24 protein-coding genes are annotated in these 25,003 nt (G+C 62.2%); 10 read left to right on the top strand and 14 right to left on the bottom strand.

The genetic code is table 11. The annotated features are described in order from the left end of the window. The first annotated feature begins 89 nt into the window (after positions 1-89). On the top strand, positions 90-1,148 hold the full coding sequence (locus HX875_RS27885) for a HoxN/HupN/NixA family nickel/cobalt transporter (protein WP_177047638.1): 1,059 nt from the start codon (positions 90-92) through the stop codon (positions 1,146-1,148). A 226-nt stretch (positions 1,149-1,374) separates the two neighbouring features. On the opposite strand, the gene HX875_RS27880 is transcribed toward HX875_RS27885, so the two are convergent. From HX875_RS27880 to metE, 4 genes are all read right to left on the bottom strand, one after another. Then, positions 1,375-3,816, bottom strand: a complete 2,442-nt coding sequence (locus tag HX875_RS27880) for a TonB-dependent receptor (protein ID WP_177047636.1) — start codon at positions 3,814-3,816, stop codon at positions 1,375-1,377. A gap of 88 nt (positions 3,817-3,904) precedes the next feature. Continuing rightward, positions 3,905-4,852, bottom strand: a complete 948-nt coding sequence (locus tag HX875_RS27875; protein WP_177047634.1) for a FecR domain-containing protein — start codon at positions 4,850-4,852, stop codon at positions 3,905-3,907. Beyond that, positions 4,849-5,346: a sigma-70 family RNA polymerase sigma factor gene (locus HX875_RS27870; protein ID WP_177047632.1), complete on the bottom strand. Its 498-nt coding sequence runs from the start codon at positions 5,344-5,346 to the stop codon at positions 4,849-4,851. The genes HX875_RS27875 and HX875_RS27870 overlap by 4 nt, the downstream gene beginning before the upstream one ends. A 246-nt stretch (positions 5,347-5,592) precedes the next feature. Beyond that, a complete protein-coding gene (gene metE / locus HX875_RS27865; protein ID WP_177047630.1) occupies positions 5,593-7,881 on the bottom strand; it encodes a 5-methyltetrahydropteroyltriglutamate--homocysteine S-methyltransferase in 2,289 nt (762 codons plus the stop codon). A 342-nt stretch (positions 7,882-8,223) separates the two neighbouring features. Here metE and HX875_RS32930 point away from each other — a divergent pair, with 342 nt between their 5' ends. Then, positions 8,224-8,349: a hypothetical protein gene (locus tag HX875_RS32930; protein ID WP_256348192.1), complete on the top strand. Its 126-nt coding sequence runs from the start codon at positions 8,224-8,226 to the stop codon at positions 8,347-8,349. A 1-nt stretch (position 8,350) separates the two neighbouring features. Here the strand turns inward: HX875_RS32930 and HX875_RS27860 are convergent, their stop codons facing one another. The 8 genes from HX875_RS27860 to HX875_RS27825 form a co-directional block, all read right to left on the bottom strand. Next, a complete protein-coding gene (locus tag HX875_RS27860; protein ID WP_256348191.1) occupies positions 8,351-9,196 on the bottom strand; it encodes a LysR family transcriptional regulator in 846 nt (281 codons plus the stop codon). Positions 9,197-9,340: 144 nt separating this feature from the next. Further along, entirely contained in the window at positions 9,341-10,174 is an 834-nt protein-coding gene (locus HX875_RS27855; protein ID WP_177047628.1) for a phosphodiesterase, read from the bottom strand. Positions 10,175-10,190: 16 nt separating this feature from the next. Then, positions 10,191-11,222, bottom strand: a complete 1,032-nt coding sequence (locus HX875_RS27850; protein WP_177047626.1) for an ABC transporter ATP-binding protein — start codon at positions 11,220-11,222, stop codon at positions 10,191-10,193. After that, positions 11,219-12,013, bottom strand: coding sequence for an ABC transporter permease (locus HX875_RS27845; RefSeq protein ID WP_177047623.1), 795 nt, complete (start codon positions 12,011-12,013; stop codon positions 11,219-11,221). The genes HX875_RS27850 and HX875_RS27845 overlap by 4 nt, the downstream gene beginning before the upstream one ends. Continuing rightward, the gene (locus HX875_RS27840) at positions 12,010-12,831 is read right to left on the bottom strand and encodes an ABC transporter permease (RefSeq protein ID WP_177047621.1); all 822 of its coding nucleotides are present in this window, start codon (positions 12,829-12,831) and stop codon (positions 12,010-12,012) included. Before HX875_RS27840 ends, HX875_RS27845 begins: the two co-directional genes overlap by 4 nt. Beyond that, on the bottom strand, positions 12,832-13,836 hold the full coding sequence (locus HX875_RS27835; protein WP_177047619.1) for an ABC transporter substrate-binding protein: 1,005 nt from the start codon (positions 13,834-13,836) through the stop codon (positions 12,832-12,834). It abuts the gene before it with no gap. After that, a complete protein-coding gene (locus tag HX875_RS27830) occupies positions 13,836-14,840 on the bottom strand; it encodes a LacI family DNA-binding transcriptional regulator (protein WP_177047617.1) in 1,005 nt (334 codons plus the stop codon). Before HX875_RS27830 ends, HX875_RS27835 begins: the two co-directional genes overlap by 1 nt. Positions 14,841-15,097: 257 nt before the next feature. Further along, positions 15,098-15,523: a DUF2268 domain-containing putative Zn-dependent protease gene (locus tag HX875_RS27825; protein WP_177047615.1), complete on the bottom strand. Its 426-nt coding sequence runs from the start codon at positions 15,521-15,523 to the stop codon at positions 15,098-15,100. A 203-nt stretch (positions 15,524-15,726) separates the two neighbouring features. Between HX875_RS27825 and HX875_RS27820 the strand changes: the two genes are divergently transcribed. Together HX875_RS27820 and HX875_RS27815 are read left to right on the top strand one after the other, a co-directional pair. Further along, complete coding sequence (locus tag HX875_RS27820; protein ID WP_177047613.1) at positions 15,727-16,824, top strand: carboxynorspermidine decarboxylase; 1,098 nt, start codon at positions 15,727-15,729, stop codon at positions 16,822-16,824. A gap of 29 nt (positions 16,825-16,853) precedes the next feature. Next, on the top strand, positions 16,854-18,098 hold the full coding sequence (locus tag HX875_RS27815; protein WP_177047612.1) for a saccharopine dehydrogenase family protein: 1,245 nt from the start codon (positions 16,854-16,856) through the stop codon (positions 18,096-18,098). Between the two features lie 196 nt (positions 18,099-18,294). On the opposite strand, the gene HX875_RS27810 is transcribed toward HX875_RS27815, so the two are convergent. Beyond that, positions 18,295-19,074 carry an IclR family transcriptional regulator gene (locus HX875_RS27810; protein WP_177047610.1) on the bottom strand — a complete coding sequence of 260 codons (780 nt, stop codon included), beginning with the start codon at positions 19,072-19,074 and terminating at the stop codon, positions 18,295-18,297. A 215-nt stretch (positions 19,075-19,289) separates the two neighbouring features. Between HX875_RS27810 and HX875_RS27805 the strand changes: the two genes are divergently transcribed. The 5 genes from HX875_RS27805 (at position 19,290) to mddA (ending at position 23,591) form a co-directional block, all read left to right on the top strand. Next, a complete protein-coding gene (locus HX875_RS27805; RefSeq protein ID WP_177047608.1) occupies positions 19,290-20,072 on the top strand; it encodes an ABC transporter substrate-binding protein in 783 nt (260 codons plus the stop codon). After that, entirely contained in the window at positions 20,069-20,737 is a 669-nt protein-coding gene (ehuD, locus tag HX875_RS27800) for an ectoine/hydroxyectoine ABC transporter permease subunit EhuD (protein WP_177047606.1), read from the top strand. Before HX875_RS27805 ends, ehuD begins: the two co-directional genes overlap by 4 nt. After that, positions 20,734-21,486, top strand: a complete 753-nt coding sequence (locus HX875_RS27795; protein WP_177047604.1) for an amino acid ABC transporter ATP-binding protein — start codon at positions 20,734-20,736, stop codon at positions 21,484-21,486. The genes ehuD and HX875_RS27795 overlap by 4 nt, the downstream gene beginning before the upstream one ends. Further along, on the top strand, positions 21,483-22,751 hold the full coding sequence (locus tag HX875_RS27790) for an NAD(P)/FAD-dependent oxidoreductase (RefSeq protein ID WP_177047602.1): 1,269 nt from the start codon (positions 21,483-21,485) through the stop codon (positions 22,749-22,751). The genes HX875_RS27795 and HX875_RS27790 overlap by 4 nt, the downstream gene beginning before the upstream one ends. 72 nt (positions 22,752-22,823) lie before the next feature. Then, positions 22,824-23,591, top strand: a complete 768-nt coding sequence (gene mddA / locus HX875_RS27785; RefSeq protein WP_371321505.1) for a methanethiol S-methyltransferase — start codon at positions 22,824-22,826, stop codon at positions 23,589-23,591. Positions 23,592-23,594: 3 nt separating this feature from the next. On the opposite strand, the gene HX875_RS27780 is transcribed toward mddA, so the two are convergent. Next, positions 23,595-24,281 (bottom strand): M24 family metallopeptidase, encoded by a 687-nt coding sequence (locus HX875_RS27780; RefSeq protein ID WP_177047600.1) that lies wholly within the window; start codon positions 24,279-24,281, stop codon positions 23,595-23,597. A 367-nt stretch (positions 24,282-24,648) separates the two neighbouring features. Here HX875_RS27780 and HX875_RS27775 point away from each other — a divergent pair, with 367 nt between their 5' ends. Beyond that, on the top strand, positions 24,649-24,996 hold the full coding sequence (locus tag HX875_RS27775; RefSeq protein ID WP_177047598.1) for a DUF6124 family protein: 348 nt from the start codon (positions 24,649-24,651) through the stop codon (positions 24,994-24,996). Positions 24,997-25,003 lie beyond the last annotated feature (7 nt).

Below are 25,003 nucleotides of genomic sequence, written 5' to 3'. Positions count from 1 at the left end.
TAAGCCCACAGATTTCATCATCGCCTTAAACAAAACCTTTAAAGTTCCGGAATATGTCTGAATGTTTCCACTGTACAAAGGTCCCGTTGATGATCCTACGCCTTGCCCAGATTTTCAGTGACTCCAACCCCAGGGTCCGCGCCAAGCTGTTTGGCATCTACGGGGTGTTGATCGGTATTAACGTGGTGGCCTGGCTCTGGGCGCTGGTGGCGTTTCACGAGCATCCGGTGCTGCTCGGCACCGCGTTGCTGGCCTACGGTTTCGGGCTGCGGCATGCGGTGGACGCCGACCATATCGCCGCCATCGACAACGTCACCCGCAAGCTGATGCAGGAGAAGAAACGTCCGGTGACGGTCGGGTTCTTTTTCTCCCTGGGGCATTCTTCGGTGGTGGTGCTGGCGTCCATTGGCGTCGCGTTTGCGGCATCGGCGATGCAGGAACGGTTTGAAGGGTTCAAGGCCATTGGCGGGGTGATCGGCACGTCGGTCTCGGCCACGTTCCTGCTGGTGATCGCCTTGATGAACCTGGTGATCCTGCACGCCATCTACAAGGCCTGGCGCCATGTGCGCCAGGGCGGCGCGTATGTGGAGGATGACTTCGACCTGTTGCTGGCGAACCGGGGTTTTATGGCGCGGATGTTCCGCCCGGTGTTTCGCCTGGTCAGCCGCAGCTGGCACATGTACCCGTTGGGATTCCTGTTCGGGCTGGGCTTTGACACGGCCACCGAGATCGGGCTGCTGGGCATCTCTGCAACACAGGCCTCTCAAGGGCTGTCGCCGTGGTCAATCATGGTGTTCCCGCTGCTGTTCAGCGCCGGCATGTCCCTGGTGGATACCCTCGACGGGCATCTGATGCTGGGGGCGTATGGCTGGGCGTACATGAAGCCGATCCGCAAGATCTACTACAACATGACCATCACCCTGGTGTCGGTGGTGGTTGCGGTGGTGATCGGCAGCATTGAAGCGCTGGGGTTGATTGGTGACCAGTTGGATCTGAAGGGGTCGTTCTGGGGCTTTATCGGCGCGTTGAACGACAGTTTCGGGGTGTTGGGCTACATGATCATCGGGATCTTCGTGGCCAGTTGGGCGATATCGGTGATGCTGTATCGCCTCAAGGGGTTTGACCGGATTGAAGTCAAGGCGGGTTGACCTTTTGGCGCTGTTGTTGTGGCGAGGGAGCTTGCTCCCGCTGGGTCGCGAAGCGGCCCCAACAAGGTAATTGCGATCCACCTGAAAGAACGCTGGGGCCTTTTGGGGGCTGCTTCGCAGCCCAGCGGGAGCAAGCTCCCTCGCCACAGCAAGCTCCCTCGCCACAGCAAGCTTCCTGGCCACAACAAGCTTCCTGGCCACAGGGTCTTCATAGATTTTTGGCAGCTTAGAAATCCACCGTCGCCGATAACTTCACCGTCCGTGGCTCACCCTGGGTCAGGTAGTTATTGGCGGTCGAGGCCGACGACCAATACGCCTTGTTCGCCACGTTCTCCACATTGGCGCGCAAGGTGATGTACTTGTCGTCTGCCTTGAAGCCATACCGCGCCCCCAGGTCGACACGGGTCCAGGCCGGGATGCTCAGGCTGTTGGCTGCGTTGACGTATTCACCACCCGTGCGCAGCATCCGTGCGCTGACCGCCGCGCCTTGAATACCCGGCACATCCCAATCCGCACCGACGTTGTACTGGAAGCGCGGCACACCGGCGGCGCGGTTGCCGTCGGTGGCGCCGTTGGAGGTGCTCTTCTGTTCGGTGTCCATCCAGGTGGCGCCAGCCAGCAGGCGCAGGCCGTCGATAGGCTCGCCGAACACGTTGAGTTCTACGCCTTTGTTGATCTGTTCGCCGTCGACGGTGAAGGTGTCCTGGCTCTGGCCCGGGAAGCGCGTAGTGGCGTTGTTCGGCTGTTCGATGCGGTAAACGCCCAGGGTGGCGCCATAGTTTTCCCAGTCCAGCTTGACCCCGGCTTCCGTCTGTTTGCTGCGCTTGGGCGGGAAGACTTCGCCCGGGTTGGTGACGTTAGTGAGCGGCGCCGTCGGGCCCTGGGCCAGGCCTTCGATGCGGTTGGCGTAGAGCGACACGTGCTCCCACGGCTTGATCACCAGGCCATAGACCGGCGTGGTGATGGACTCCGAGTACGGCGTGCCCCGCACACCGGTGGCGGTGTTCCAGCTGTCCACCTCGATGGTCTGGCGCCGCACCCCCAGCGTCAACAGCACCCGGTCATCAATGAAGCCCAGGGTGTCGGACACCGCCGCACTCTTGATCCGGTTCTTGCCGACAACCCTTGGGTCGTGGATATCACTGCCGAAATAGGTGTTGGTCGGCCGCGGTGTTTGCGTAGGGTTGTACAGGTTGCCGGGTTGACGGTTGGCCTGCAGGATCGCTTCATAAGACGAACGCTGCTCGCCCCAGATCCCCGACAACCCGAAGTTCATCTGATGGGTCACCGGCCCCGTCGCGAAGTGCCCGTTCAGGCCGGCCATTGCGCTTTTGTTGTCTTCGTCGTGGGGCGAATACAGGAAGCCCACCTTGGCGCTGCCATCGTTGCCGACATACAGCGACGAATACTGACCGTTCTCCCGGGTGTGCTTGGCACCGCCCGCGGCGTAGGCCGTCCAGTTGTCGTTCAAGTCATATTCGGCGTTGACCATCCCGTAGGTGTCTTCCAGCTGCGACCAGCTCCAGTCCTGGGCGTAGTTGTCCTTGGCCGATGGCGGCCTGGGCACCTTGGTGCCGGTGAGGTAAACCACCGAGCGGCCGTTATTGATGCGCTCTTTCTGGTAGCCAAAATCGGTGGAGACCCGCAACCGATCGCCGCGATAATCCAGGGCCACGGCAACCAACTGCGAACTTTTGTTTTCGTCATCCACCGCAGTTTCGCCACCGTGCCGTGCCAGGTTGACCCGGGCGCCGAAGCGGTTGTCTTCACCAAAGCGTTGGCCGAGGTCGATGTGGCCGCCGGTCTGGCTGTCGCTGGCGTAGTCGAGGGTGACGCTGCGGGTGGGCGTGTCTTCGGCGCGCTTGGGCACCAGGTTGACACTGCCGCCAATCCCGCTGCCCGAGGGCGACACACCGTTGACGAACGCATTGGGGCCCTTGAACAGTTCCACCCGCTCCAGGGCTTCGGTGGTGATGATCTGCCGGGGCAGCACGCCGTACAGGCCGTTGAACGCGATGTCGTCGGTGCTCAGGGGCAAGCCGCGAATGGTGAACACCTGGGAAAAGTTGCCGAACCCGGACGATTGGCGCACCGACGCGTCGTTGAGCAACACATCGCCCACGGTCCGCGCCTGTTGGTCGGCGATGGTTTTCGAGGTGTAGCTGACCACGCTGAATGGCACGTCGTTGATGGACCGGTTGCCCAGCACGCCAAGGCGCGCCGACCGCGCCACCTGGCCGCCGGCATAGGTGTCCGCCTGCGCCCCGCTCGCCTCGCCGCTGATGGTGGTGGCGCCCAACTCCAACGCGTCGCCACTGGCCTGGGGCACCACGGTGTAGCCATGGGTGCCGGTGCCTTGCAGGGTGTATCCGCTGCCCTGCAGCAACTGGGCGAAGCCGGATTGCGCGCTATAGCTGCCTTGCAACCCAGGGCTTTGTTGATCGTTGAGCAAGGTGGAATCGAACGACAACGGCACCCCGGACAACGCCGCAAACTGCGCCAGCACATTCCCCAGTGGCCCCGGCGCGATGTTATAGCTGCGCGCCGCAGTGCTTTGCGCTGCCTCTTCGGCCTGGGCGTTTTGCAGTGGCGCGAGGGCTGCGAGGGCGACTGCCAGGCTCAATGCCTTCAAGGGGCGGGGGCAGTACGGGAGCGGTCTGGCGGTCATGGGCATTCCTGTCGGCGCGGAGCAATGTTGAGGGTTCTCCCCTACACCGAACGACCACGAAAAAGGTATCAGCGAACCTTGAAAAATTTCAGCGAGGTTCCACCGTCACCCAATACCCGGTGAGGCTGCTGACCTTGACCGGCAGCGTTTCCTGCAACAGGTGCAGGCTGGCGTCGGTATCGCGCAGGGAAAACGCGCCCGACACGGTGAGGTTGGCCACCGAGTCGTGGCAGCGCAACACACCGGCGCGATAACGCCCCAACTCATCCAGCAGGTCCGCCAGGCGCATGTGCTGGGCCAGCAGCATGCCGTTCTCCCAGGTCAGGGCGCTGACATCCAGCGGTTCCACGGCGGCCACACGGTCCGCACCGAAGGCGCCCTGCTCGCCCGCCTTGACGATCACGCCTTGGGTCGCATGCTCCGGCAGCAACTCCACCGCGCCTTCGGTCACGGCCACTCGGCATGCCTGCTCACCTACCCGCACGCTGAAACGCGTGCCCAAGGCCCGGGCGGTACCGTGGCGGGTCTGGACGATAAAAGCACGATGGGCCGCATCCTTGGCGGTGGTGATCAGCACTTCGCCCTTGAGCAGCTCAATGCGCCGTACCTGATCGGAGAACGCGATATTCAGCGAGCTGCCGGTGTTGATCAGCACACGCGTGCCGTCGGGCAAAGTAAGGTTCTTTTGTTCGCCAATGGCGGTGTGCTGGTCGGCCGTCCATTGCTGCCACGGCAATTGCCGATACGCCAGCCAGGTCGCCGGGCCCGCCGCCAGCAACAGCCCGAGGGCCTGGCGTCGGCCGAGGGGTTTCTTGCGGCCGATGCGCTTGAGGGTATCGCCGGCAATCGCCGCCGGCACCGTGTTGAAGTCCCCGAGAATCGCCTGCGCCCGTTGCCAGGCCTGGGCGTGCTGGACACTGCGGCCCTGCCACTGGGCGATGGCGCGACGGTCTTCATCGGTGGCACTGCCGGATTGCAACTGCACCATCCAGTCGGCGGCTTCCCCGAGGATCAGCGGATCAATCGGCTGGCTCATGCCACGCTCAGGCAGGCCAGGAAGGCATCGCGCATGTAGCGTTTGACCGAAACCAGCGACACGCCCAGGGCATCGGCGATCTGCTGATACGTCAGGCCGTCGATCTGCGACATCAGGAATGCCTGGCGGGTCTTCTCCGGCAGGTCCCGCAGCATCGCTTCAATGCGGTACAGCGCTTCGAGAATCAGCCAGCGGGTTTCCGGCGAGGGTACGTGCTGCTCGGGCAGATGGGCGATGGTTTCCAGGTAGGCGCGCTCCACCTCCTGGCGGCGCCAGCTGTCGATCATCAGGCCCTTGGCGATATGGGTGAGCAACGCTCGTGGCTCGGCGCCCAGGTTGCTGGTGGTTTGTCGGGTGAGCAGGCGCATGAAGGTGTCGTGGGCCAGGTCGGCCGCATCGCTGGCGTTGCCCAGCTTGCGGTCCAGCCAACGGTGCAACCATCCATGGTGTTCGCAGTACAGGTCCTGGATATGCAGATTGAGGGGAGACGACATGCCGATCACCGGGGCGCGCCGGAGCGGTGAGGCTCAAGCGTAATTAAGAATTGATCGCATTCTAATCTGCATCGAGGGTGCTGGCAATTTCACAGTTTTTTCAGCGCTGAAGATTCCTGTGGGAGCTGGCTTGCCTGCGATGGCGGTGTGTCAGTCGCCAACGATGCAAGCTGGGCCGCCGCCATCGCAGGCAAGCCAGCTCCTACATTTTTGAGCTTCGCCCGGCGTGTTATCCGGGCGCTTGGATTACGCCAGTTCAGCCCGCAGTTGACGCGCCGCCGTCACCATGTGAATCAGCGCCGCTTCCGTCTCCGGCCAGCCACGGGTTTTCAAGCCGCAATCCGGGTTGACCCACAGGCGTTCAGCGGGGATACGCTTGGCCGCCTTGCGCAGCAGGTTGGCCATTTCCGACGCATCCGGTACCCGTGGCGAGTGGATGTCGTACACACCAGGGCCAATGTCGTTCGGGTAAGCGAAGGCTTCGAACGCCTCCAGCAATTCCATGTCCGAGCGCGAGGTTTCGATGGTGATCACGTCAGCATCCATGGCCGCGATGGACTCGATCACGTCGTTGAACTCGCTGTAGCACATGTGGGTATGGATCTGGGTTTCGTCACGCACGCCGGAGGCGCACAAGCGGAAGACTTCGGTGGCCCAGTCCAGGTACTCCTTCCACTGCGCCTGGCGCAACGGCAAGCCTTCACGGAAGGCGGCTTCGTCGATCTGCACGATCTTGATCCCGGCGGCTTCCAGGTCCACCACTTCGTCACGAATCGCCAGGGCCAGTTGCCGGGCCTGCTCTTCGCGGCTCACGTCTTCACGGGGGAACGACCACATCAGCATGGTCACCGGGCCCGTCAGCATGCCTTTCATCACCTTGTTGGTCAGGCCTTGAGCGTAGCGGATCCACTCCACGGTCATGGCTTTCGGGCGGCTCAGGTCACCAAAAATCACCGCCGGTTTCACGCAGCGCGAACCGTAGCTCTGTACCCAGCCGAAGCGGGTAAATACATAACCGTCCAACTGTTCGGCGAAGTATTCGACCATGTCGTTACGCTCGGCCTCACCGTGTACCAGCACATCCAGGCCAAGGTTTTCCTGCACCTCTACCGCGTGACGAATCTCGCTGTGCATGGCTTCGACGTATTCGGCTTCGCTCAGCTTGCCGGCCTTGTACGACTGGCGTGCCAGGCGGATCGAGGCGGTTTGCGGGAACGAACCGATGGTGGTGGTCGGGAACAGCGGCAGGTTCAGGCCGGCCCGTTGTTTCTCGATACGCTGGGCAAACAGCGAGTGACGCTGGCTGTCCTTGGCGGTAATAGCGGCAACGCGGGCTTGAACAGCAGGCTTGTGGATACGCGGGGAAGCGGCCCGGGCAGCCTGCACGGCGCGGCTTTCGGCCAGGGCGGCGACAACGTTTGGCGCTTCAGGTTGATTCACGGCCTGGGCCAGCACGGCCACTTCTTCACACTTCTGCACGGCAAACGCCAGCCAGCTTTTCAGCTCGGCATCCAGCTTGTCTTCACGGCCCAGGTCCACCGGGCTGTGGAGCAACGAGCTGGACGGCGCGACCCACAGGCGATCACCCAAGCGCTCATGAGCGTGCTGCAAGGTAGCCAGGGCCTTTTCCAGGTCGCAGCGCCACACGTTACGGCCATTGACCACGCCCAGGGACAGCACCTTATAAGCCGGCAGGCGATCGAGGATGGTCGGGTATTGATCCGGTGCACGCACCAGGTCGATGTGCAGGCCGTCGACTGGCAGGTTGGCGGCCAGGCCAAGATTCTCTTCAAGGCCGCCAAAGTAGGTGGCCACCAGCTTCTTCAGCGGGTCACGCTGGATCAGGTTGTAGGCACGCTCAAACGCGTTCTTCCAATCCTGCGGCAAGTCCAGCACCAGGATCGGCTCGTCGATCTGCACCCACTCCACGCCCAGGTCCGCCAGGCGCTGGAAGATCTGACCGTACAGCGGCAGCAGGCGGTCCAGCAGGTCGAGCTTGTCGAATTCGCCACCCTTGGCCTTGCCCAGCCACAGGTACGTCAGCGGGCCGATGACCACCGGCTTGACGGTGTGGCCGAGGTCGCGGGCTTCCTTGACCTCTTCGAACAACTGATCCCAACCCAGGTGGAATTGCTGGTCGGCGCTGAATTCAGGCACAAGGTAGTGGTAGTTGGTATCGAACCACTTGGTCATTTCCTGGGCGTGGGCACCGCCGCAGCAGTTGTCGCTGACGCCACGGGCCATGCCGAACAGCGTGTGCAGAGTGGCTTTGCCGTCGGCCGGGCGGAAACGCTCAGGGATCACACCGAACATCAGCGAGTGAGTCAGCACCTGGTCGTACCAGGCAAAATCACCGGCGGGCAGCAGCTCGATGCCGGCGTTCTTTTGCAGGTCCCAGTGGGTCTTGCGCAGTTCGCGGCCTACGGCGCGCAGGCCGGCTTCGTCGAGTTCGCCCTTCCAAAACGCTTCCTGCGCTTTTTTCAGTTCACGATCGCGACCAATGCGCGGGAATCCAAGGGAATGGGCAACAGCCATGACATAAAGCTCCAATGTGTGTGTGTATGGGAGCTATTGTCGGGATCGAACGATAGTGAGACAAACTCATTCTATTCCAGATGATCACAAGTTCTATTCATGATGCCAGCGCAATCAAGTGTGGGAGCTGGCTTGCCTGCGATTGCGGTGGGTCAGCTGCACTACTATCAACTGACAGAGTGCTATCGCAGGCAAGCCAGCTCCCACAGTAGACCGCGTATGCCTTTGCTTCGCTCTACATCACGCCTGTTTTGCTTATCACTGAAATAGCCGCCAGCGTCTGTTTCACCTACCGCACGCTCCCCATACTTTTGCTTCCCGAACCTCCAAGGAAGCCCTCACATGGAACCTCATCAGCCTGCGCCTGTTACCACCCTGCTCGTTCACTTCGCCGCGTTGGGCGTGGCCATCCTCGGCATCGGTAGCCTGGCCCTATTGATGGCCTGGGCCGGGCGCCTGATTTTCTAGGTCAGTCGGCCGGAATGTCGGCGCTCAAGGTACGGATCAGCGCGTGCGCCTGAGCGTCCCGCTGCGCGGTGTACAGCACCACTTCGCGACTGGGCAGCGGTGGCAGGTCGAAGCGCTGCTCCACGTCGACGCAGCCACTCGGCGCCATCCGCCCCACCATCGCACCAATGCCAATCCCCGCCACCACCGCCGCGCCGATCGCCAGGATGCCACTGCCCACAAACGCCTCTTCCCAGGCACGGTTCTGCTGGGCCAGCGCCGCCATCACCATGCTGCGCATGCCGCAAGGCTCCGGCTGAATGGCCAGGGGTAACGCCCCGCCCTGGCGCAACTCGAAGTCGCGTGAAGCCATCCAGCCGAAGCGTTCAACGCCCACCACTTCGCCGTCCTGGCGACGGTTGTCATGGCGCAGGATCATCGCCACATCCAGCTTGCCCTGCTCGTAGTTCATCAGCATGTCCCGCGAGGTGCCGAGGCTGAACGCGACGATGACGTCCGGGTCGGTGGTGGCCAACCGTCGCAGCCACAGGCTGAGATCGGCGCCGACAATGTGATGGCTGACGCCCACGCGCAAGGTGCGCTTCTGCGGGCCAAAGCAGTTCATTGCATCCTGGTAGTTGTCGAGCAAACGGCGGGCGCTGGCCAGGAACATCTGGCCGTGGGCCGACAGCGTGACCCGCCGCGGCGTACGCTCCAGCAGCTTGCGGCCGAGGTTTTCTTCGAGGCGTTTTATCTTCAGGCTGATGGCCGCCTGAGTGCCGCCGATGGCATCGGCGGCGCGGGTGAAGCTCTGGAGTTCGGCGACCAGGACGAACGCCTGGATGGCGTCGATATCGGGCATTTTCATGGGTGGGCTGACGCTGGAAAGTTAAGAGGTGACGTTAGCATGCCGCGCCTGCTGCCCAAACCACTGCATGATCAGTGACCACGCCGTCTGATGCCAATGGCACTTCATGCCAAACCATTAAGTGCCCAGAAGCGTTAACAGACTTCAGTCAATCAGCCCATCCGCGTCATAAAACGGATACGGCCCCGGGTAGTCCCCGAACACGCCGTTGTGGCTGACCAACCCTTGCTGTTCATCCCAGCGATGCAAGAGATAACCCGCCGGCTCCAGGTTGAAATGCGCCGGTGCGGCCTCCTGCAAATCCAGCACGATTTGATGGGACGTGCCCGGGCATACACAGCTCACACTGCCGCCGAAACGTCGCTGCATCGGCCGGTGCAGATGCCCGCACAACAGGCGCTCCACTTGGGGGTGACGGGCGATAATCTTTTCCAGCGCGGCGGCGTTACGGAACGGCTCGCGGTCCATATGGCCGATGCCGCTGATAAACGGCGGGTGATGCAGGATCAGCAGGGTCGGCACGTTCGGGCGCAGCGCCAGTTGCTCGTCAAGCCACTGCAACTGGCTGTCGAGTAACTGGCCGCCATGGGCGTCGGGAATCGTCGAGTCCAGGCCGATCAAACGCACCGGGTAGTCATCCACCACCCAGTCCAGCGGGCAGTCGGCGTTCGCCGGTAAATAGCGGTGATCAGCAAATGCGTCGAGCAAATGCCGGCGGTGGTCGTGATTGCCCGGCACCAGGTAGCAAGGCATCTGCAAGCGGGCCAGCTCGGGGTGCAGCACGGCGTATTCATCGGCGCGACCGAAGTCCACCAGGTCGCCGCTGATCACCACGATATCCGGTCGTGGATAGCTGGCATTCAAATGGTCGACCGCGCGGCGCAACGCACCAAGGGTGTCGACCACCCCATAAGTCAGGCGCTGGCCGGCTTTAAGGTGCAGATCGCTGATCTGCGCAACAAGAAACGGACGGTTCAAAATAGGCTCTCTGAAGTCAGGCATGCAGGGTGAACAGCTTGTGTGGGGCGATGGCCAGGGCAATCGGCGCGCCGACGGCGTGGAGTTGGTTATCGTTGCTGTCCACCAGCAGCGGTTGCGGGCCGCCGACGTCCACCAGCAGACGGCTTTGCGCGCCCTGGAAAAACTGCGCCAGCAGGTGCCCGTGCAGGTGCCCTTCGCTCTCCATCACCCGCAGGTGCTCGGGGCGGCAGTACACGGTGGTCGGCAGATGGGGTTCGTGCCACGGCAGTTCGCCGCCGCACACCGTCAGGCCATGGGCGGTGCGATCGATCACCGAAAAGGCATTCAGGTTGCCCACGAAGCCTGCGACAAACGCATTGGCCGGCTGCTGGTAGATCTCTCGCGGGCTGGCCAGTTGCGCGATACGCCCCTGCTCCATCACCAGGATGCGATCCCCCAGGGCCATGGCTTCGCCCTGGTCGTGGGTGACGAACACCGAGGTGATGCCCAGGCCGCGCAACAGCTGATCCAGCTCGCTGCGCAGACGCTCACGCAACTGTGCGTCGAGGGCGGCCAGCGGTTCGTCCAGCAACAGCACTTTGGGGCGAGGCGCCAACGCGCGGGCCAGTGCCACACGCTGGCGCTGGCCGCCGGACAGTTCATGGATGCTGCGCTTGCCATGATTCTGCAGGCCCACCAGCTCCAGTAGTTCGTCACAGCGCTTGTTGCGCTGCGCCGGCGCGATGCCGCGAATCTTCAAGCCATAAACGATGTTGCCGGCCACATCCAGGTTGGGAAACAACGCATAGTTCTGGAACACCATGCCCACGTCACGCCGCTCGATGGGCAGGCGGGTGACGTCGCTGTCACCGAAAAAAACCTGGCCCACATCGGGACGTTCAAGGCCGGCGATCAAGCGCAACGTGGTGGTCTTGCCGCAACCGGAGGGGCCGAGAATGGCCAGGGTTTCGCCGCCCTCGATGGTCAGGTCGAGGTTCTGCACGGCAACGGTGCCGTCGGCGAATGCCTTGCGGCAACCCTTCAGGCGAATGGTGATAGCGGTCATCGACGCTCTCCACGGGACAGACGAGCGCTGATGGCCTGCAACGCAATCAGCAGCGGCACGATCATCAGCAAAAAGATAAGGGTGTAGGCGCTGGCGATTTCCAGGCGCGCCGAGGCGTAGCTGTCGGCGAGGCCCACAGGCAAGGTCTTGGTCATCGGCGTGTGGAGCATCCAGGTCAGGTTGAACTCACCCAGGCTCAAGGTGACGACCATCAGCACGCCGGCGAGAATCCCCGCCCGGCAGTTGGGCACCACCACGCTGAAAAAGCGCTTGATCGGCCCCGCACCCAGACTGGCCGCCGCCTCTTCCAGCACCGGCAGTTGCTGGCGTTGCATCACCGCCATCACCGGGCGCACCAGGAACGGCAGGGTGAACAACACATGCCCCACCAGGATGAACAGCCAACTGCTGCGAAACCCGCCGAACTGGCCGTAGGTCAGCAACAACGCCAGGGCACTGGCCAGGCCGGGCATGGCCACCGGCAGCACCATCAATTCCTCGAAGGCGCGGCTGAAGCGGTTGTTCATGCGCACCAAAGCGTACGCCGCCGGCACGCCGATCACGCAGACGCATACCGCGCAGGCCAGGGCCAATTGCAGCGAGAGCCAGACCGTCGGCGAGTAGGCCTGCCACACCTGGATCAACCAGTCGAAGGTCAGGCCGCTGGACAGGCCGACGAAGAAATTGCGCGTCAGCCCCGCCAGCAATGACATCAATACCGGCACCAACATGAAGGCGCAGACCAGCAAGGTAAACAACAGTTGGATGACAAACAGCGATGAGCGCTTCACAGGACCGTCCCCGCGTTTTTCACCAGGCGCCGCGTGAGCAACAGCACGGCCCAGGTCACCGCACCGAGCACCACCGAGAGCGCGGCCGCCACGGCAAAATTGGCGTAGTTGGTGAACACGTTATAGATGGCGACGGGCGTCACGTTCAGCCGCGTGCCCAGGGTGAACGCGGTGCCGAAGGCGCCCATGGACGTGGCAAAACAGATCGCCCCGCACGAGGCCAACGCCGGCGCCAGGCCCGGCACGATCACATCGCACACCACCCGCCAATGCCCGGCACCCAGTGAATGGGCGGCTTCCTCCAGGCTGCGGTCGAGGCTTTCACACGCCGCCATCACCGTGAGGATCACCCGTGGAATCGAGAAGTACAGGTAGCCGACAAACAGCCCTGCCAGGGAATAGGCAAAGATCCAGCGCTCGCCGGCCAACTGCAATCCCAGGGCGGCAAACAAGCCCTGGCGGCCCGCCAGCAGGATCACCAGGAAGCCCACCACCACACCGGGGAACGCCAGGGGAAACGTCAGCAGCGCCACCAGCGCCGAACGCCCGAAGAATTGCTGGCGGGCGAGAAACACACCGGCGATGCCGCCCACCAGCAGCGCCGCCAACGTCACCAGCACCGCGAGCACGCAGGTTTGCGCCAGGCTGCCCAGGTATTGCGCGCTGCTCAGGACCTGCCAGTAACCGCTGCCGTTGCTGTCACGGCTTTCGCCCCCCAGCACCAGCAGGTGCGCCAACGGCAACAGCCAGAAGGCGAGCAGCACCGCAAACGCCGGGGCCAGCGCCCAGGCGGGATTTGGCCGCAAAAGTGCCTTCACTTACTTGACCTCACTCAGGTAGCGCGCGGCGAAGGCTTCCTGCACAGCGGCCATTTTCTGGTAATCCACCACGCCGGCCCGGGCATAGTCGCTGTCCGGCAGAAACTGCGCGGCGACGTCCGCCGGCATCTTCACCGGCCGCACCGGGCGCAGGTAGGCCTTGGCCCAGAGTGCCTGGCCTTGATCGGACAGCACGAAATCCAGGACCTTTTCACCATTGGCACGATGCGGCGCGTTCGCCACCAGGCTCATCACGTACGGCACGCTGATGCTGCCTTCCCTGGGAATCACGAAGGCCACGTTGGCGTTGTCCTTGTAGCGGGCGCGGTAGGCGTTGAAGTCGTAGTCCACCAAGATCGGCAACTCGCCGGAAAGCACCCGTGCGTAGGCGGTTTGCTTGGGCACGATGGGGGCGTTTTTCGAGAGCTTCTGGAAGTAGTCGATGGCCGGGGCGAAGTTGTCGAGGTCGCCGCCCATGGCGCGGTTGATCGCCACCGCAGAGACGTAGCCGACGAAGGCGCTGGAAGGGTCGAGGTAGCCGACCATGCCTTTGTACTCAGGCTTGAGCAGGTCGGCCCAGCTTTGCGGCACCGGCAGGCCACCCAGGGCGTCGACGTTGACCATGATGCCCAGGGTGCCGGAGTGAATCGCGAACCACTGGCCGTCAGGGTCTTTCAGGCCGGCGGGAATCTGTTCCCAGCCTTTGGGTTTATAGCCCTCCACCACCGCAGCCTTCTGCGCTTGCAGGCCGAACGTCACGCCGTAGTAGACGACATCGGCCACCGGCGCGGCTTTCTCGGCCACCAACTGCGCCAGGGACTGGCCGGAGTTCTTGTTGTCCAGCGGCACCTGCACGCCAGTGCTCGCGGCGATGGCCTTGAGTTGCGTGCCCCAGTCCGCCCAGTCTGGCGGGCAGTTGTAGCAAATCGCGGTGTCGGCGGCCTGGGCCAGGCTGGCCGCGCCGCACAGCAGCAATGCCGCCAGGGTTTTACTGAGCATGCTCATCAAGCGTCTCCTTTATGGGGTTGGGTGCTTTCGCCCGGCCGGATATGGCACGGCAGGCAATGGGAAACCGGGGCGTTGCCGGCGATCTGCGCCAGCAGTTGGTCGATCACGGTGCTGGCCAAAAGCGCGATGGGCTGCACCACGCTGCACAACGTCGGGTGCATCTGGGTGCCCAGGGAAATGCCGTCAAACCCCATCACCGAAAGTTGCTCGGGCACATTCCAGGCGTGCCGGCGCAGTTCGGCGATCAGGCTGATGGCGAGAAAATCGTTGGAGCAGACCAGCGCCGTGGGTGCCTGCGGGCCTTGCAAAAAGGGCTCGACGGCAGCGAACTCGGCTTGGGTATGGGCCGGCATTTCGATCACCGATTGGCTATCAAGGCCGTACTCGCCCATGGCATCGCAATACCCGGCATAACGCAGGCGCGCCCGGTCGGACTGCAACGCAGGGCCGGCGACCATGGCGATGCGGCGATGGCCCGCTTCCAGCAGATAACGGGTAGCGAGGGCCATGCCGGCGCGGTTGTCCACCGAGACGGCGCTGTAGTTGGGGTTGTCGGGTTGGTGGTAGGCCAGCACGAACGGCGTTTCTTCCGTGGCCAGGCTGTGGAGCACGCTGTTGCTTTCGGCGTCGGTGACGGTCAGCACCAGGCCGTCGACGCGCTGGCGCAGCAGCTCTTCCACCACGCTGCTTTCGCGCTCGGCGCTGTAGTCGGTGGTCGCCAGCAACAGGTTATAGCCACGCAGGCGTGCCGCGCGCTCCATGGCCTGGAACTGCTCGGCGAACACCGGGTTAAGCAGGTTGGGCACCACCACGCCGATCAGGTTGGTGGTTTGCAGCCGCAGTTGGCGGCCCAGCAGGTTGGGCCGAAAGCCCAGCTCGCGGGCGGCGGCGAAGACCTGCTCGCGGGTGGCCGGGCGTACCTGCTCGGGGGAAGCAAAGGTCCGGGCGGCGGTGGCGCGGGATACGCCGGCCAACCGGGCTACGTCTTTCAAATCAGTCATTGTCACTCGCTTGAGATCGATCTCATTGGCGAGGACAGTAACGGGGGAATGTGGCAGTCAGGCGATGGGGAGATGACGGTTTGATGTCAGCGTGGGCGGGGTTTGGGAGTTCGCTGAACATCTCATGTAGGAGCTGTCGAGCTTTAGCGAGGCTGCGATAGCGGTGGGTCAGGCGACACTTCTATTGAATGTGCCGCCGCCATCGCAGCCTCGCTAAAGCTCGACAGCTCCCACAGGGGACCGATGTTGCTGGATGGTCAGGCCACCAGCCCCTTTTTGGCGGCGTTGGCGAGTATGTCTTGCGCGGGCACGTTGACCCACGTGGCAGCGTCCACCTCACCCAGCGTTGCCAGCCAGGCTTCCACCATCTGATACCCCAACGTGTACCCCAGCCACCTCGGCCGCGTCCCGGTGCCGAAGAACCATTCGCTGTGGTCGTAATACGTGGCCTCCAGAAGCTGGAACTCTACCGGTGAACTCAGCAGCTCCTCGGGTGCAAGCGCCCTCTCCCACAGCTCCGGCTCACTGCTCAGCACCCGCCGCACAAACTGCCCGGCCAGCCCTTCGCTGACCATGGCCTCTCCCAGCGTCCAGCCATAACCCGGGCCCGCCATGCGCAGGCAATGATGCACTTCATGCACCACATGCCGACGCAGGGAGCCGCTGCGAAAACTGGCGAGCAAATAGTGTCCATGCGTCCATTCTCACCTCTCGTCGCCAAAGCCGGGATCCGTATCCAATGCGGCTCATCATACCCACAGGCTGTCATATTCACAGGTCAGCTTATAACCGGGCGCGCAAATTCCGCTGACTAACCTTTCGATCTGTCCCAAGTGCGGGCACAATGCGTGTCCTTTTTTGGCAGGCACCGCCGCAGGCTCTGAAAATGATCAAAACGCCGTACTACCTCATCGACAAACAGAAGCTTCTGGTCAACATGCAGAAGATCGCCTACGTGCGCGAACAGTCCGGCGCCAAGGCTCTGCTGGCCCTCAAGTGTTTCGCTACCTGGTCGGTGTTCGACCTGATGCAGGAATACATGGACGGCACCACCTCGTCGTCGCTGTACGAGCTCAAGCTGGGTCGCCAGAAGTTCGAAGGTGAAGCCCACGCCTACAGCGTGGCCTGGGCCGACGATGAAGTCGAAGAGATGCTGGATAACTGCGACAAGATCATCTTCAACTCCATCAGCCAACTGCAGCGCTTTGCCGAGCGCAGCGAAGGCAAGACCCGCGGCCTGCGCGTCAACCCGCAAGTGAGCAGCTCCGACTACCTGCTGGCCGACCCGGCGCGCCCGTTCAGCCGCCTGGGCGAATGGGACCCGGTGAAGATCGAAGGCGTGATCGAGCAGATCTCCGGCTTCATGTTCCACAACAACTGCGAGAACGGTGACTTCAACCTGTTCGACCAGATGCTCAACACCATCGAAGAACGCTTCGGCGCACTGCTGCACAAGGTCAACTGGGTCAGCCTCGGCGGCGGCATCCACTTCACCGGTGAAGGCTATGCCATCGACGCCTTCTGCCAGCGCCTCAAGGCGTTCTCGCAGAAGTACGACGTGCAGGTGTACCTGGAACCCGGCGAAGCGGCGATCACCAACAGCGCCTCCCTGGAAGTGACCGTGCTCGACACCCTCTACAACGGCAAGAACCTCGCCGTGGTAGACAGCTCCATCGAAGCCCACCTGCTGGACCTGCTGATCTATCGCCTGAACGCCAAGCTGGCGCCAAGCAGTGGCGAACACACCTACATGGTGTGCGGCAAGTCGTGCCTGGCCGGGGACATCTTCGGCGAATACCAATTTGATCAGCCGCTGGCCATCGGCGATCGACTGTCGTTCATCGACACGGCAGGCTACACCATGGTCAAGAAAAACTGGTTCAACGGCCTGAAAATGCCGTCCATCGTAGTGAAACAACTCGACGGTACAGTCGAAGTGGTTCGTGAATTTGGTTACGACGACTACCTGTCCAGCCTTTCGTAAAGCGGACAGATAAAGGAGAGATAAAGCAATTGAAAAAGAACGTTCTTATCATTGGTGCAGGAGGTGTCGCCAAGGTGGTGGCCCACAAGTGCGCGCAGCACAACGACGAACTCGGTCGTATTGCTATCGCGTCGCGCAACATCTCCAAATGCCAGGCCATCATCGCAAGCGTCAAGGCCAAGGGTAGCCTCAAGGTACCCGCCGACATCCAGGCCTTCGCGCTGAACGCTCTGGACGTGGAAGCGACCAAGGCTCTGATCCGCGAGACCGAATCGCAGATCGTCATCAACGTCGGTTCCGCGTTCCTCAACATGTCGGTACTGCGTGCCTGCATCGACACGGGCGTGGCGTACCTCGACACCGCCATCCACGAAGAGCCGGGCAAGGTCTGCGAGACCCCGCCGTGGTACGGCAACTACGAATGGAACCACCTGGAAGAGTGCAAACAGAAGAACATCACGGCCATTCTTGGCGTGGGCTTCGACCCGGGTGTGGTCAACGCTTATGCAGCGCTGGCGCAACAAAAGCATTTCGACCGCATTGATTCGATCGACATTCTCGACGTCAATGCCGGCTCCCACGGCAAATATTTCGCCACCAATTTCGACCCGGAAATCAACTTCCGCGAATTCACCGGACAGGTGTGGAGCTGGCAGAACAGCCAGTGGACCAGCAACACCATGTTCGAAGTCAAACGTACCGACGACCTGCCTGTGGTCGGTTCGCAGAACCTGTACCTGACCGGCCACGATGAAGTGCACTCGCTGTCGAAAAACCTCGACGTGCCCAACGTGCGTTTCTGGATGAGCTTCGGCGAACACTACATCAACGTGTTCACCGTGCTGAAAAACCTCGGCCTGCTCTCCGAAAAACCGGTCACTACCGCCGAAGGCCTGGAAGTCGTGCCGCTGAAACTGGTCAAGGCCGTGCTGCCTGACCCGTCGTCGCTGGCACCGGGCTACACCGGCAAGACCTGCATCGGCGACCTGGTCAAGGGCACCAAGGATGGCCAGCCACGCGAGCTGTTCATCTACAACGTGGCCTGTCACGAAGAAGCCTTCGCCGAGACCGACAGCCAGGGCATCTCCTACACCGCCGGCGTTCCGCCTGTAGCCGCAGCGCTGCTGGTTGCCCGTGGCGAGTGGGATGTGAAGCACATGGCCAACGTCGAGGAACTGCCGGCTGAGCCGTTCCTCAAAGCGCTGGACGTGATGGGCTTGCCGACTCGGATCAAAGACGAGAACGGTGACCGTGCCTGGGATGCGATTGCCTGACAGGCGATAGCTGACCGCACAAAAAAATGCGCCCGAAGGGGCGCATTTTTTGTTGGGGCCAACCCAAACCTCAAACCCAATGAAAATCAAATGTGGGAGCTGGCTTGCCTGCGATAGCGGTGGGTCAGTGCAGGTTATATTGCCTGACACGCCGCTATCGCAGGCAAGCCAGCTCCCACACTGACGGTGTTCACTTCTATTCAAGATTGCGCGCCGAATTACTCAACGCCCTTGAACACTGCAACAACGCCGGCGCCAGCTGCTTCTCGGCATCCGCCCGGCTCCAGCGACTGGTGGGCGCCACCACATGCACCGCCGCCACCGGCCGGCCATTCGCCCCCAGCACCGGCGCGCCGATGGTCATGTCCCCCAGGAACAGCTCCTGCCCATTCACCGCATAGCCCTGCTCGCGCACCTGCTGCAACGACTCCATGATCCTGTCGACGTCCGTCAACGTCTGGCTGGTATGCGCCACCCGCTGGCTGTGCTCGATCAACGCCAACGCCTCATCCTGCGGCAACGCACTCAAATACGCCCGGCCCGACGCCGTGCAGTACATCGGCACCCGCGAGCCAATCGGCATGTGCACCGGCACAAAGCCTGAGCTGACGAAGCGCGCGATGTACGTCATGTCGTAACCCGCAGGCTCCGTCAGGCACGAGGTTTCTCCGGTCAGGCGAGTCAATTCCGACAAGAACGGGTTGGCCAGTTCAATCAGCGAATGCGCATCCAGATAACTGAAGCCCAACTCCAGCACCCGGGGGGTGAGTTGGTAATGACGGGTGCGCGAGTGTTTCCGAAGGTAACCCAGGCTCTCCAGAGTAAACACCATGCGCTGGGCCGAACTTTTGGTCATGCCGGCAGCCTCCGCCACCTCTGCAAGGCTCATGCTGCGGCGCTGTGCGCTGAATGCCTTGAGCACCGACAGGCCTTTTTCCAGGGATTGGTTGTGCAAGCTGTTGCGTTCTTCAGACATGGCGGACTCGCGGTCAGGTCGATCAAGCGTGGCGATATTTCTACACCAAAGCGCGAAATCCGACCACTAAAAATCGCATATCGATACGAATGGTTCATTTTATCGATTTTCTATACCACTAAACGATTTTATTGAATCGAAATGGCACAGAGCTTGCGGTTTCCTCTCCAGCCGCTTGCGGTACTGACGATCCGTTTTCCTTCTGGAGTAACCTGATGAACAGTCTTTCGCCCTTGTTTCGCCGCCTCGCTTTTGGCCTCTGCGCCACCTTTTGCGTGGCAACCGTGCACGCCGCCGGTGCAGCCTCGTACAAAGTCGGTGCAACGGCCAGCGGCTCACCGTTTACCTTCCTCGACATCAAGAGCAACAGCATCCAGGGCGTGATGGTCGATGTCGCCAATGCCGTGGGCAAGGCCGGCGGTTTCACCAGCGAAATCGAGCAGACCAACTTTGCCGCGCTGATTCCTTCGCTGACCTCCGGCAAGCTCGACTTCATCGCCGCCGGCATGCTCAAGACCGAAGAGCGCACCAAAGTCGTCGACTTCAGCGCCCCGGTGTACGCCTACGGCGAAGGCCTGATCGTCAGCGCCGACGACAACGCGGCCTATCCCGATCTCAGCTCCCTGAAAGACCAGGTGGTCGGCGTGCAAGCCGGCACGATCTTCTACGACATGCTCAACAAGCTGGGCATCTTCAAGGAAATCCGCACCTACGACTCCATCGGTGAAATGGTGCGGGACCTGAGCCTGGGCCGTATCAAGGCCGCCGTGGGCGACCAGCCGGTGGTGGCGTACCAGATCCGCCAGAAGCTTTTCAAAGGCGTGAAGCTCGCGGCCGACTACAAGCCGGTCAACGTCGGCGAGGTGTGCCTGGTGGTGCGCAAGGGCGACAGCGAAACCCTCGCACGCCTGAACCAGGCCATCGCCAGCATCAAGGCTGACGGTACCCTGGAGGCGATCCTGAAGAAGTGGGGGCTTGATGCCCAGGTGCAGCCATGAACCCGGCTGAATTCCTGCAGAACGCCCAGGACTTCCTGCCGATCCTGCTGCAAGGCGCGTGGGTGACGATCCAGATTACCGTGCTGTCGTTCCTGCTCAGCAGCGCCATCGGCCTGGTGCTGGCGCTGCTCAAGCTGTCGCCGATCAAGGCGCTGTCGTGGGCGGCGAGCACCGTGATCAACGTGATTCGCGGCCTGCCGATCATCGTGCAGCTGTTCTACATCTACTTCGTGTTGCCGGACATGGGCGTGCACCTCAGCGCGTTCCAGGCGGGTGTGATCGGCATGGGCATCGCCTATTCGGCGTACCAGGCGGAGAACTTCCGCACCGGCATCATCGCCGTGGAGCAAGGCCAGCGTGAAGCCGCCGAAGCCCTGGGGATGCGCGCGGTGCTGATGATGCGCCGGGTGATCCTGCCCCAGGCCTTTCGCATCGCCCTGCCGCCTTACGGCAACACCCTGGTGATGATGCTCAAGGACTCATCCCTGGTGTCGACCATCACCGTGGCCGAGATGACGCGCCAGGGCCAACTGATCGCCTCGTCCACCTTCCAGAACATGACCGTCTACACCCTGGTCGCCCTGCTCTACCTGCTGATGAGCCTGCCACTGGTGTATGGCCTGCGCCGCATGGAACAGCACCTGGGCCGGAGGAAAAAAGCATGATCGAGATTCGCCAACTGCAAAAACACTACGGCACCCATCGTGTGCTGCACGGCGTTGACCTGGACGTGGCCAAGGGCGAAGTGGTGTGCCTGATCGGCCCGTCCGGCTCGGGCAAGTCCACCTTGCTGCGCTGCATCAACGCCCTCGAAGCCTACGACGGCGGCACCATCAACGTGTTCGGCGAGACCGTGCAACGTGGCAGCAAGACCGTGCACGCCCTGCGCAGCCGCATGGGCATGGTGTTCCAGCGCTTCAACCTGTTCCCCCATCGCACCGTGCTGGAAAACGTGATGGAAGGCCCGGTGTACGTCAAACGCGAACCGCTGAAACAGGCGCGAGAAGAGGCCTTGGCGCTGCTGGATAAAGTCGGCCTGTCGGCCAAGGCCGATGCCTACCCGGAGCAACTCTCCGGCGGCCAGCAGCAACGTGTCGCCATCGCCCGTGCGCTGGCGATGAAGCCCGATGCGATGCTGTTCGACGAGCCCACCTCGGCCCTCGACCCGGAACTGGTGGGCGACGTGCTGGAGGTAATGCGCACCCTGGCCAATGAAGGCATGACCATGATCGTGGTGACCCACGAAATGGGCTTTGCCCGGGAAGTGGCCGACCGCGTGTGCTTCCTGCACGGTGGCTACATCGTGGAGAGCGGGCCAGCGGAGCAAGTGCTGGGCAACCCGCAACAGCCGCGTACCCAGGACTTCCTGCGCCGCGTGCTGCACCCGACGGCCAACACCCGGAGCCTGTCATGAAGTCACTCTGGGCAGCGACAGCACCTGCCGCCCCGCCGACGCCCGCGTTGGCGGAATCCATCAAGGTCGACGTGGCCATCGTCGGTGCCGGGTACACCGGTTTGTCCACGGCCCTGCACCTGGCGGAGCGCGGCGTGAGCGTGTGCGTGCTGGAAGCCAACGAACCCGGCTGGGGCGCGTCCGGGCGCAATGGCGGGCAGGTCAACCCGACACTCAAATACGACCCGGATCAACTGGTGCAGATGTACGGCGCCGCGCGCGCCGAGCCGCTGATCCATACCGTGTCCAACTCGGCCGACCTGGTGTTCAACCTGATCCAGCGCCATGGAATCGACTGCGCGCCCACACGCAAGGGCTGGATGCAGGTTTCCTATTCGGAAAAAGGCGTGGCAGGCCTGCATGCCCGGGCCGAACAGTGGGAGCGACGCGGGGTACCGGTGCAGCGCCTGGATGCCAACGCAGTGTCCTCTCGCATGGGCAGCCAGGCGTTTGCCGGTGGCTGGCTGGACGGCCGCGCCGGGGCCATTCAACCGCTGGCCTATGCACGCGGGCTGGTGCGCGCTGCGCAGGCGGTGGGGGTGCGCATTCACGGACAAAGCGCAGTGACCGCGATGCAACAGGCGGGCGCCGGCTGGAAGTTGCAGACCGCCAGCGGCGCACAGGTGTCGGCAGGCCAGGTGGTATTGGCTACCAATGGCTACAGCGGCGACTTGTGGCCCGGCATGGCCCAGAGCGTGCTGGCGGCCAACAGTTTTATCGTCGCCACCCGGCCATTGAACGGGCCTGCGGCAGACAGCATTTTGCCCGGGCAGGAAACCGTCTCAACCGCCCAACGCCTGCTGCTGTACTTTCGCAAGGACGCCCACGGTCGCCTGCTGATGGGTGGGCGCGGGTTGTTCAACGACCCCACCGGTCCCGCAGATTTTGCGCACCTGGAGCGCTCGCTGGCGCTGCTGTTTCCGCAGCTGGGCAAGCTGGACTTCGAGTATCGCTGGGCGGGACGGATCGCGATCACCCGGGACTTTATGCCCCACGTTCACGAACCTGCGCCGGGGCTGACCCTGGCCTTGGGCTGCAATGGACGCGGGATTGCGTTGTGCACCAGCCTGGGCCAGCAACTGGCGGGACGTTTATGTGACAGCCGCTCGGACTTTTCCTATCCGGTAACCCCGCTGCAGCGACTACCCTTGCATGGATTGCAACGGTTCTACATCGGCGCGGGCGTGGCGTGGTACAGCTTGCTCGATCGCTTGAATGTGAGCTGAGAACGAGGGGCGCGCTTTTCGTCGCGCCCCTGCCCCGGCCCCCAACCCCAACCTGTACGAAAGGAGTCGTCCGTGAACAGTGGAACAACGGCAAACGGCCTGGCAGCACGCCTGGCCATGCTGTTCTATAGCGCCGTCAGCTATGGGATCTTTTTGCTCAGCGTCGTGTACCTGATCGGCTTTCTTGGCCACCTGGCAGTGCCCAAACATATTGATGACGGGCCCCGCCTTGACTGGCGCCTGGCAGCGTTGACCGACCTTGGCCTGATCACGCTGTTTGCGATTCAACATTCGGTCATGGCCCGAACGGGCTTCAAGACACGCCTGACCCGGTTCATTCCGGCGACCATTGAGCGCTCCACCTATGTGTTGGTCAGCAGCCTGATACTCGGGTTGATGTTCTGGCTGTGGCAGCCCATCACCGCACCTGTCTGGACGGCGGACTCTCCACTCACAAGGGCGTTGATAACCGCACTGTTCTGGGCAGGTTGGGTGGTGGTTTTTGTGGCAACGTTACTGATCAGCCACTTCGAACTGTTCGGCCTCAAGCAAGCGATTGATCACCTTCGGGGCGCAAAACCCCGCGCCCAACCGTTCAAGACACCGTTGCTGTACAAGGTTGTTCGTCACCCGCTGTACCTGGGGTTCCTGATCGCGTTCTGGGCAACCCCGGACATGACCGTCGGGCATCTGCTGTTTGCGCTGGCCTTCACGGCGTACATCTTCATTGGGGCGCACTTTGAAGAAAAGGATCTGGTGGCGCTGTTTGGGGAGACCTACCGGCGCTATCAGAAAGAGGTCGGCATGGTGCTGCCGTGGCGCCGGAAAGGTCAGCGGTGAAGATCAAAGCTCGCTGGGTTCGCCGGCATCATTGAAGCTGTAGATATTTTCATGCTTGTAGCCCCAGCGACCGCCCTGCTCGCGAATATGAGGCTCGAAGGTGAAGCACGTCACCTCTTCAAGGCGCCGGTGATTGCCCGCTTCGATGTAGAGCCGTTGGTCACGCTGCTCGCAGATGCTGTGGCCGACGTTGCCGGCGAAATCGAGGTTCTCGAAACCCTCGGAGGCGATCAGGTCATTGGCGAACGCATGCAAATCATTGAACGTGGTCCCGGGCCGGGCGAATGTGCGCATCATCGCGTGTAACCGGTGCTCCACTTCATAGCCCTTGCTGAACTCCGCCCCCGTCGGCACCGCCCGGCACACACCCTCTTCCACATAGAAAGAGCGGGCGCAATCGCCCCATACATTGCCGGAGCGTGGGCTCAAATCCACGGTGATCAGATTGTGCAAACCGACCGCTTCGTCACTTGGCCGATAGTCGCGGCCCGACACCGAAAGCGCACTGCGTGAACCCAGTAATACGAAGGCTGGGCAGTCGTAATACCAGGTCTGCGGATAGCCGGAATCCGCGAGCATCTGCGCTGCCATTTGGGCGATGGAGGCTTCGGTTGAATGTGGGGTGATTCGCGTAACGAGCTGCTGCAGCACCGACTTGGCGGCGGCCTGGACGACACGATTGGGCAACATGGACCGTCTCTGACTGATGGGTGATTGCGTCGATAGTATCAGCACCTTGCTCAGTGACAGGGAGGCGTGCTCGGATTTTTCCGACAACTATTTCAGGTTGTCGGTCGGACTCGGGCTGACTAACCTCCCGCAGTCGCTGCCAATTCAGCGACCGGATTTGACCGTCCGCAACCATAGAACAACTGCGCCAAAACCGATCTTGGGCGTTTTTTTTACGCCTGATGTATTGTGTCGCGGCAGCTGTACGCGGGATACCTTCGGGTATGCCGGTTTTGTTCTTTGGGCCGGTCGGTCAACCCGCGTATAGCTGCCACCCTAATCGTTTGACCGCGAATAGTGGCAGCTCCATTCACAAAGGAGCTTCACCATGATTAAAGACAGTCCAAATCCCCCGAGTCATGCCGACCGGCTTCAAGAAGCCGCTTACCGCGCCATTCATCACTATCTGAAACCTGACGCCCAACCCCAAACGCCCGAACCCACCGAGCTACCGTTCGATGGATTATTTACCGTGCGTAAGGACCTGGACACAGAAACCTTGCTGGCCAACGCCTCGCAAGACCTGGCGTCGATCAATGTCATCGCCGCTCACTTGGCCTTCGAAGTCGACGGCACCCAACGCAATGTAGCGCTGGGCATTTGCCGGATGCTGGAAGGTGTGCAGATGCTGGTCGACAAAGCACTGGATAGATGCGCGCAAACCTGCCCGCGCTAATGATCGT

It is taken from the genome of Pseudomonas yamanorum, assembly GCF_013386765.1.
GTDB lineage: Bacteria > Pseudomonadota > Gammaproteobacteria > Pseudomonadales > Pseudomonadaceae > Aquipseudomonas > Aquipseudomonas yamanorum_A.
Note: the sequence above shows the minus strand (reverse complement) of the source record. Positions and strands in the feature narration are given on the sequence as shown.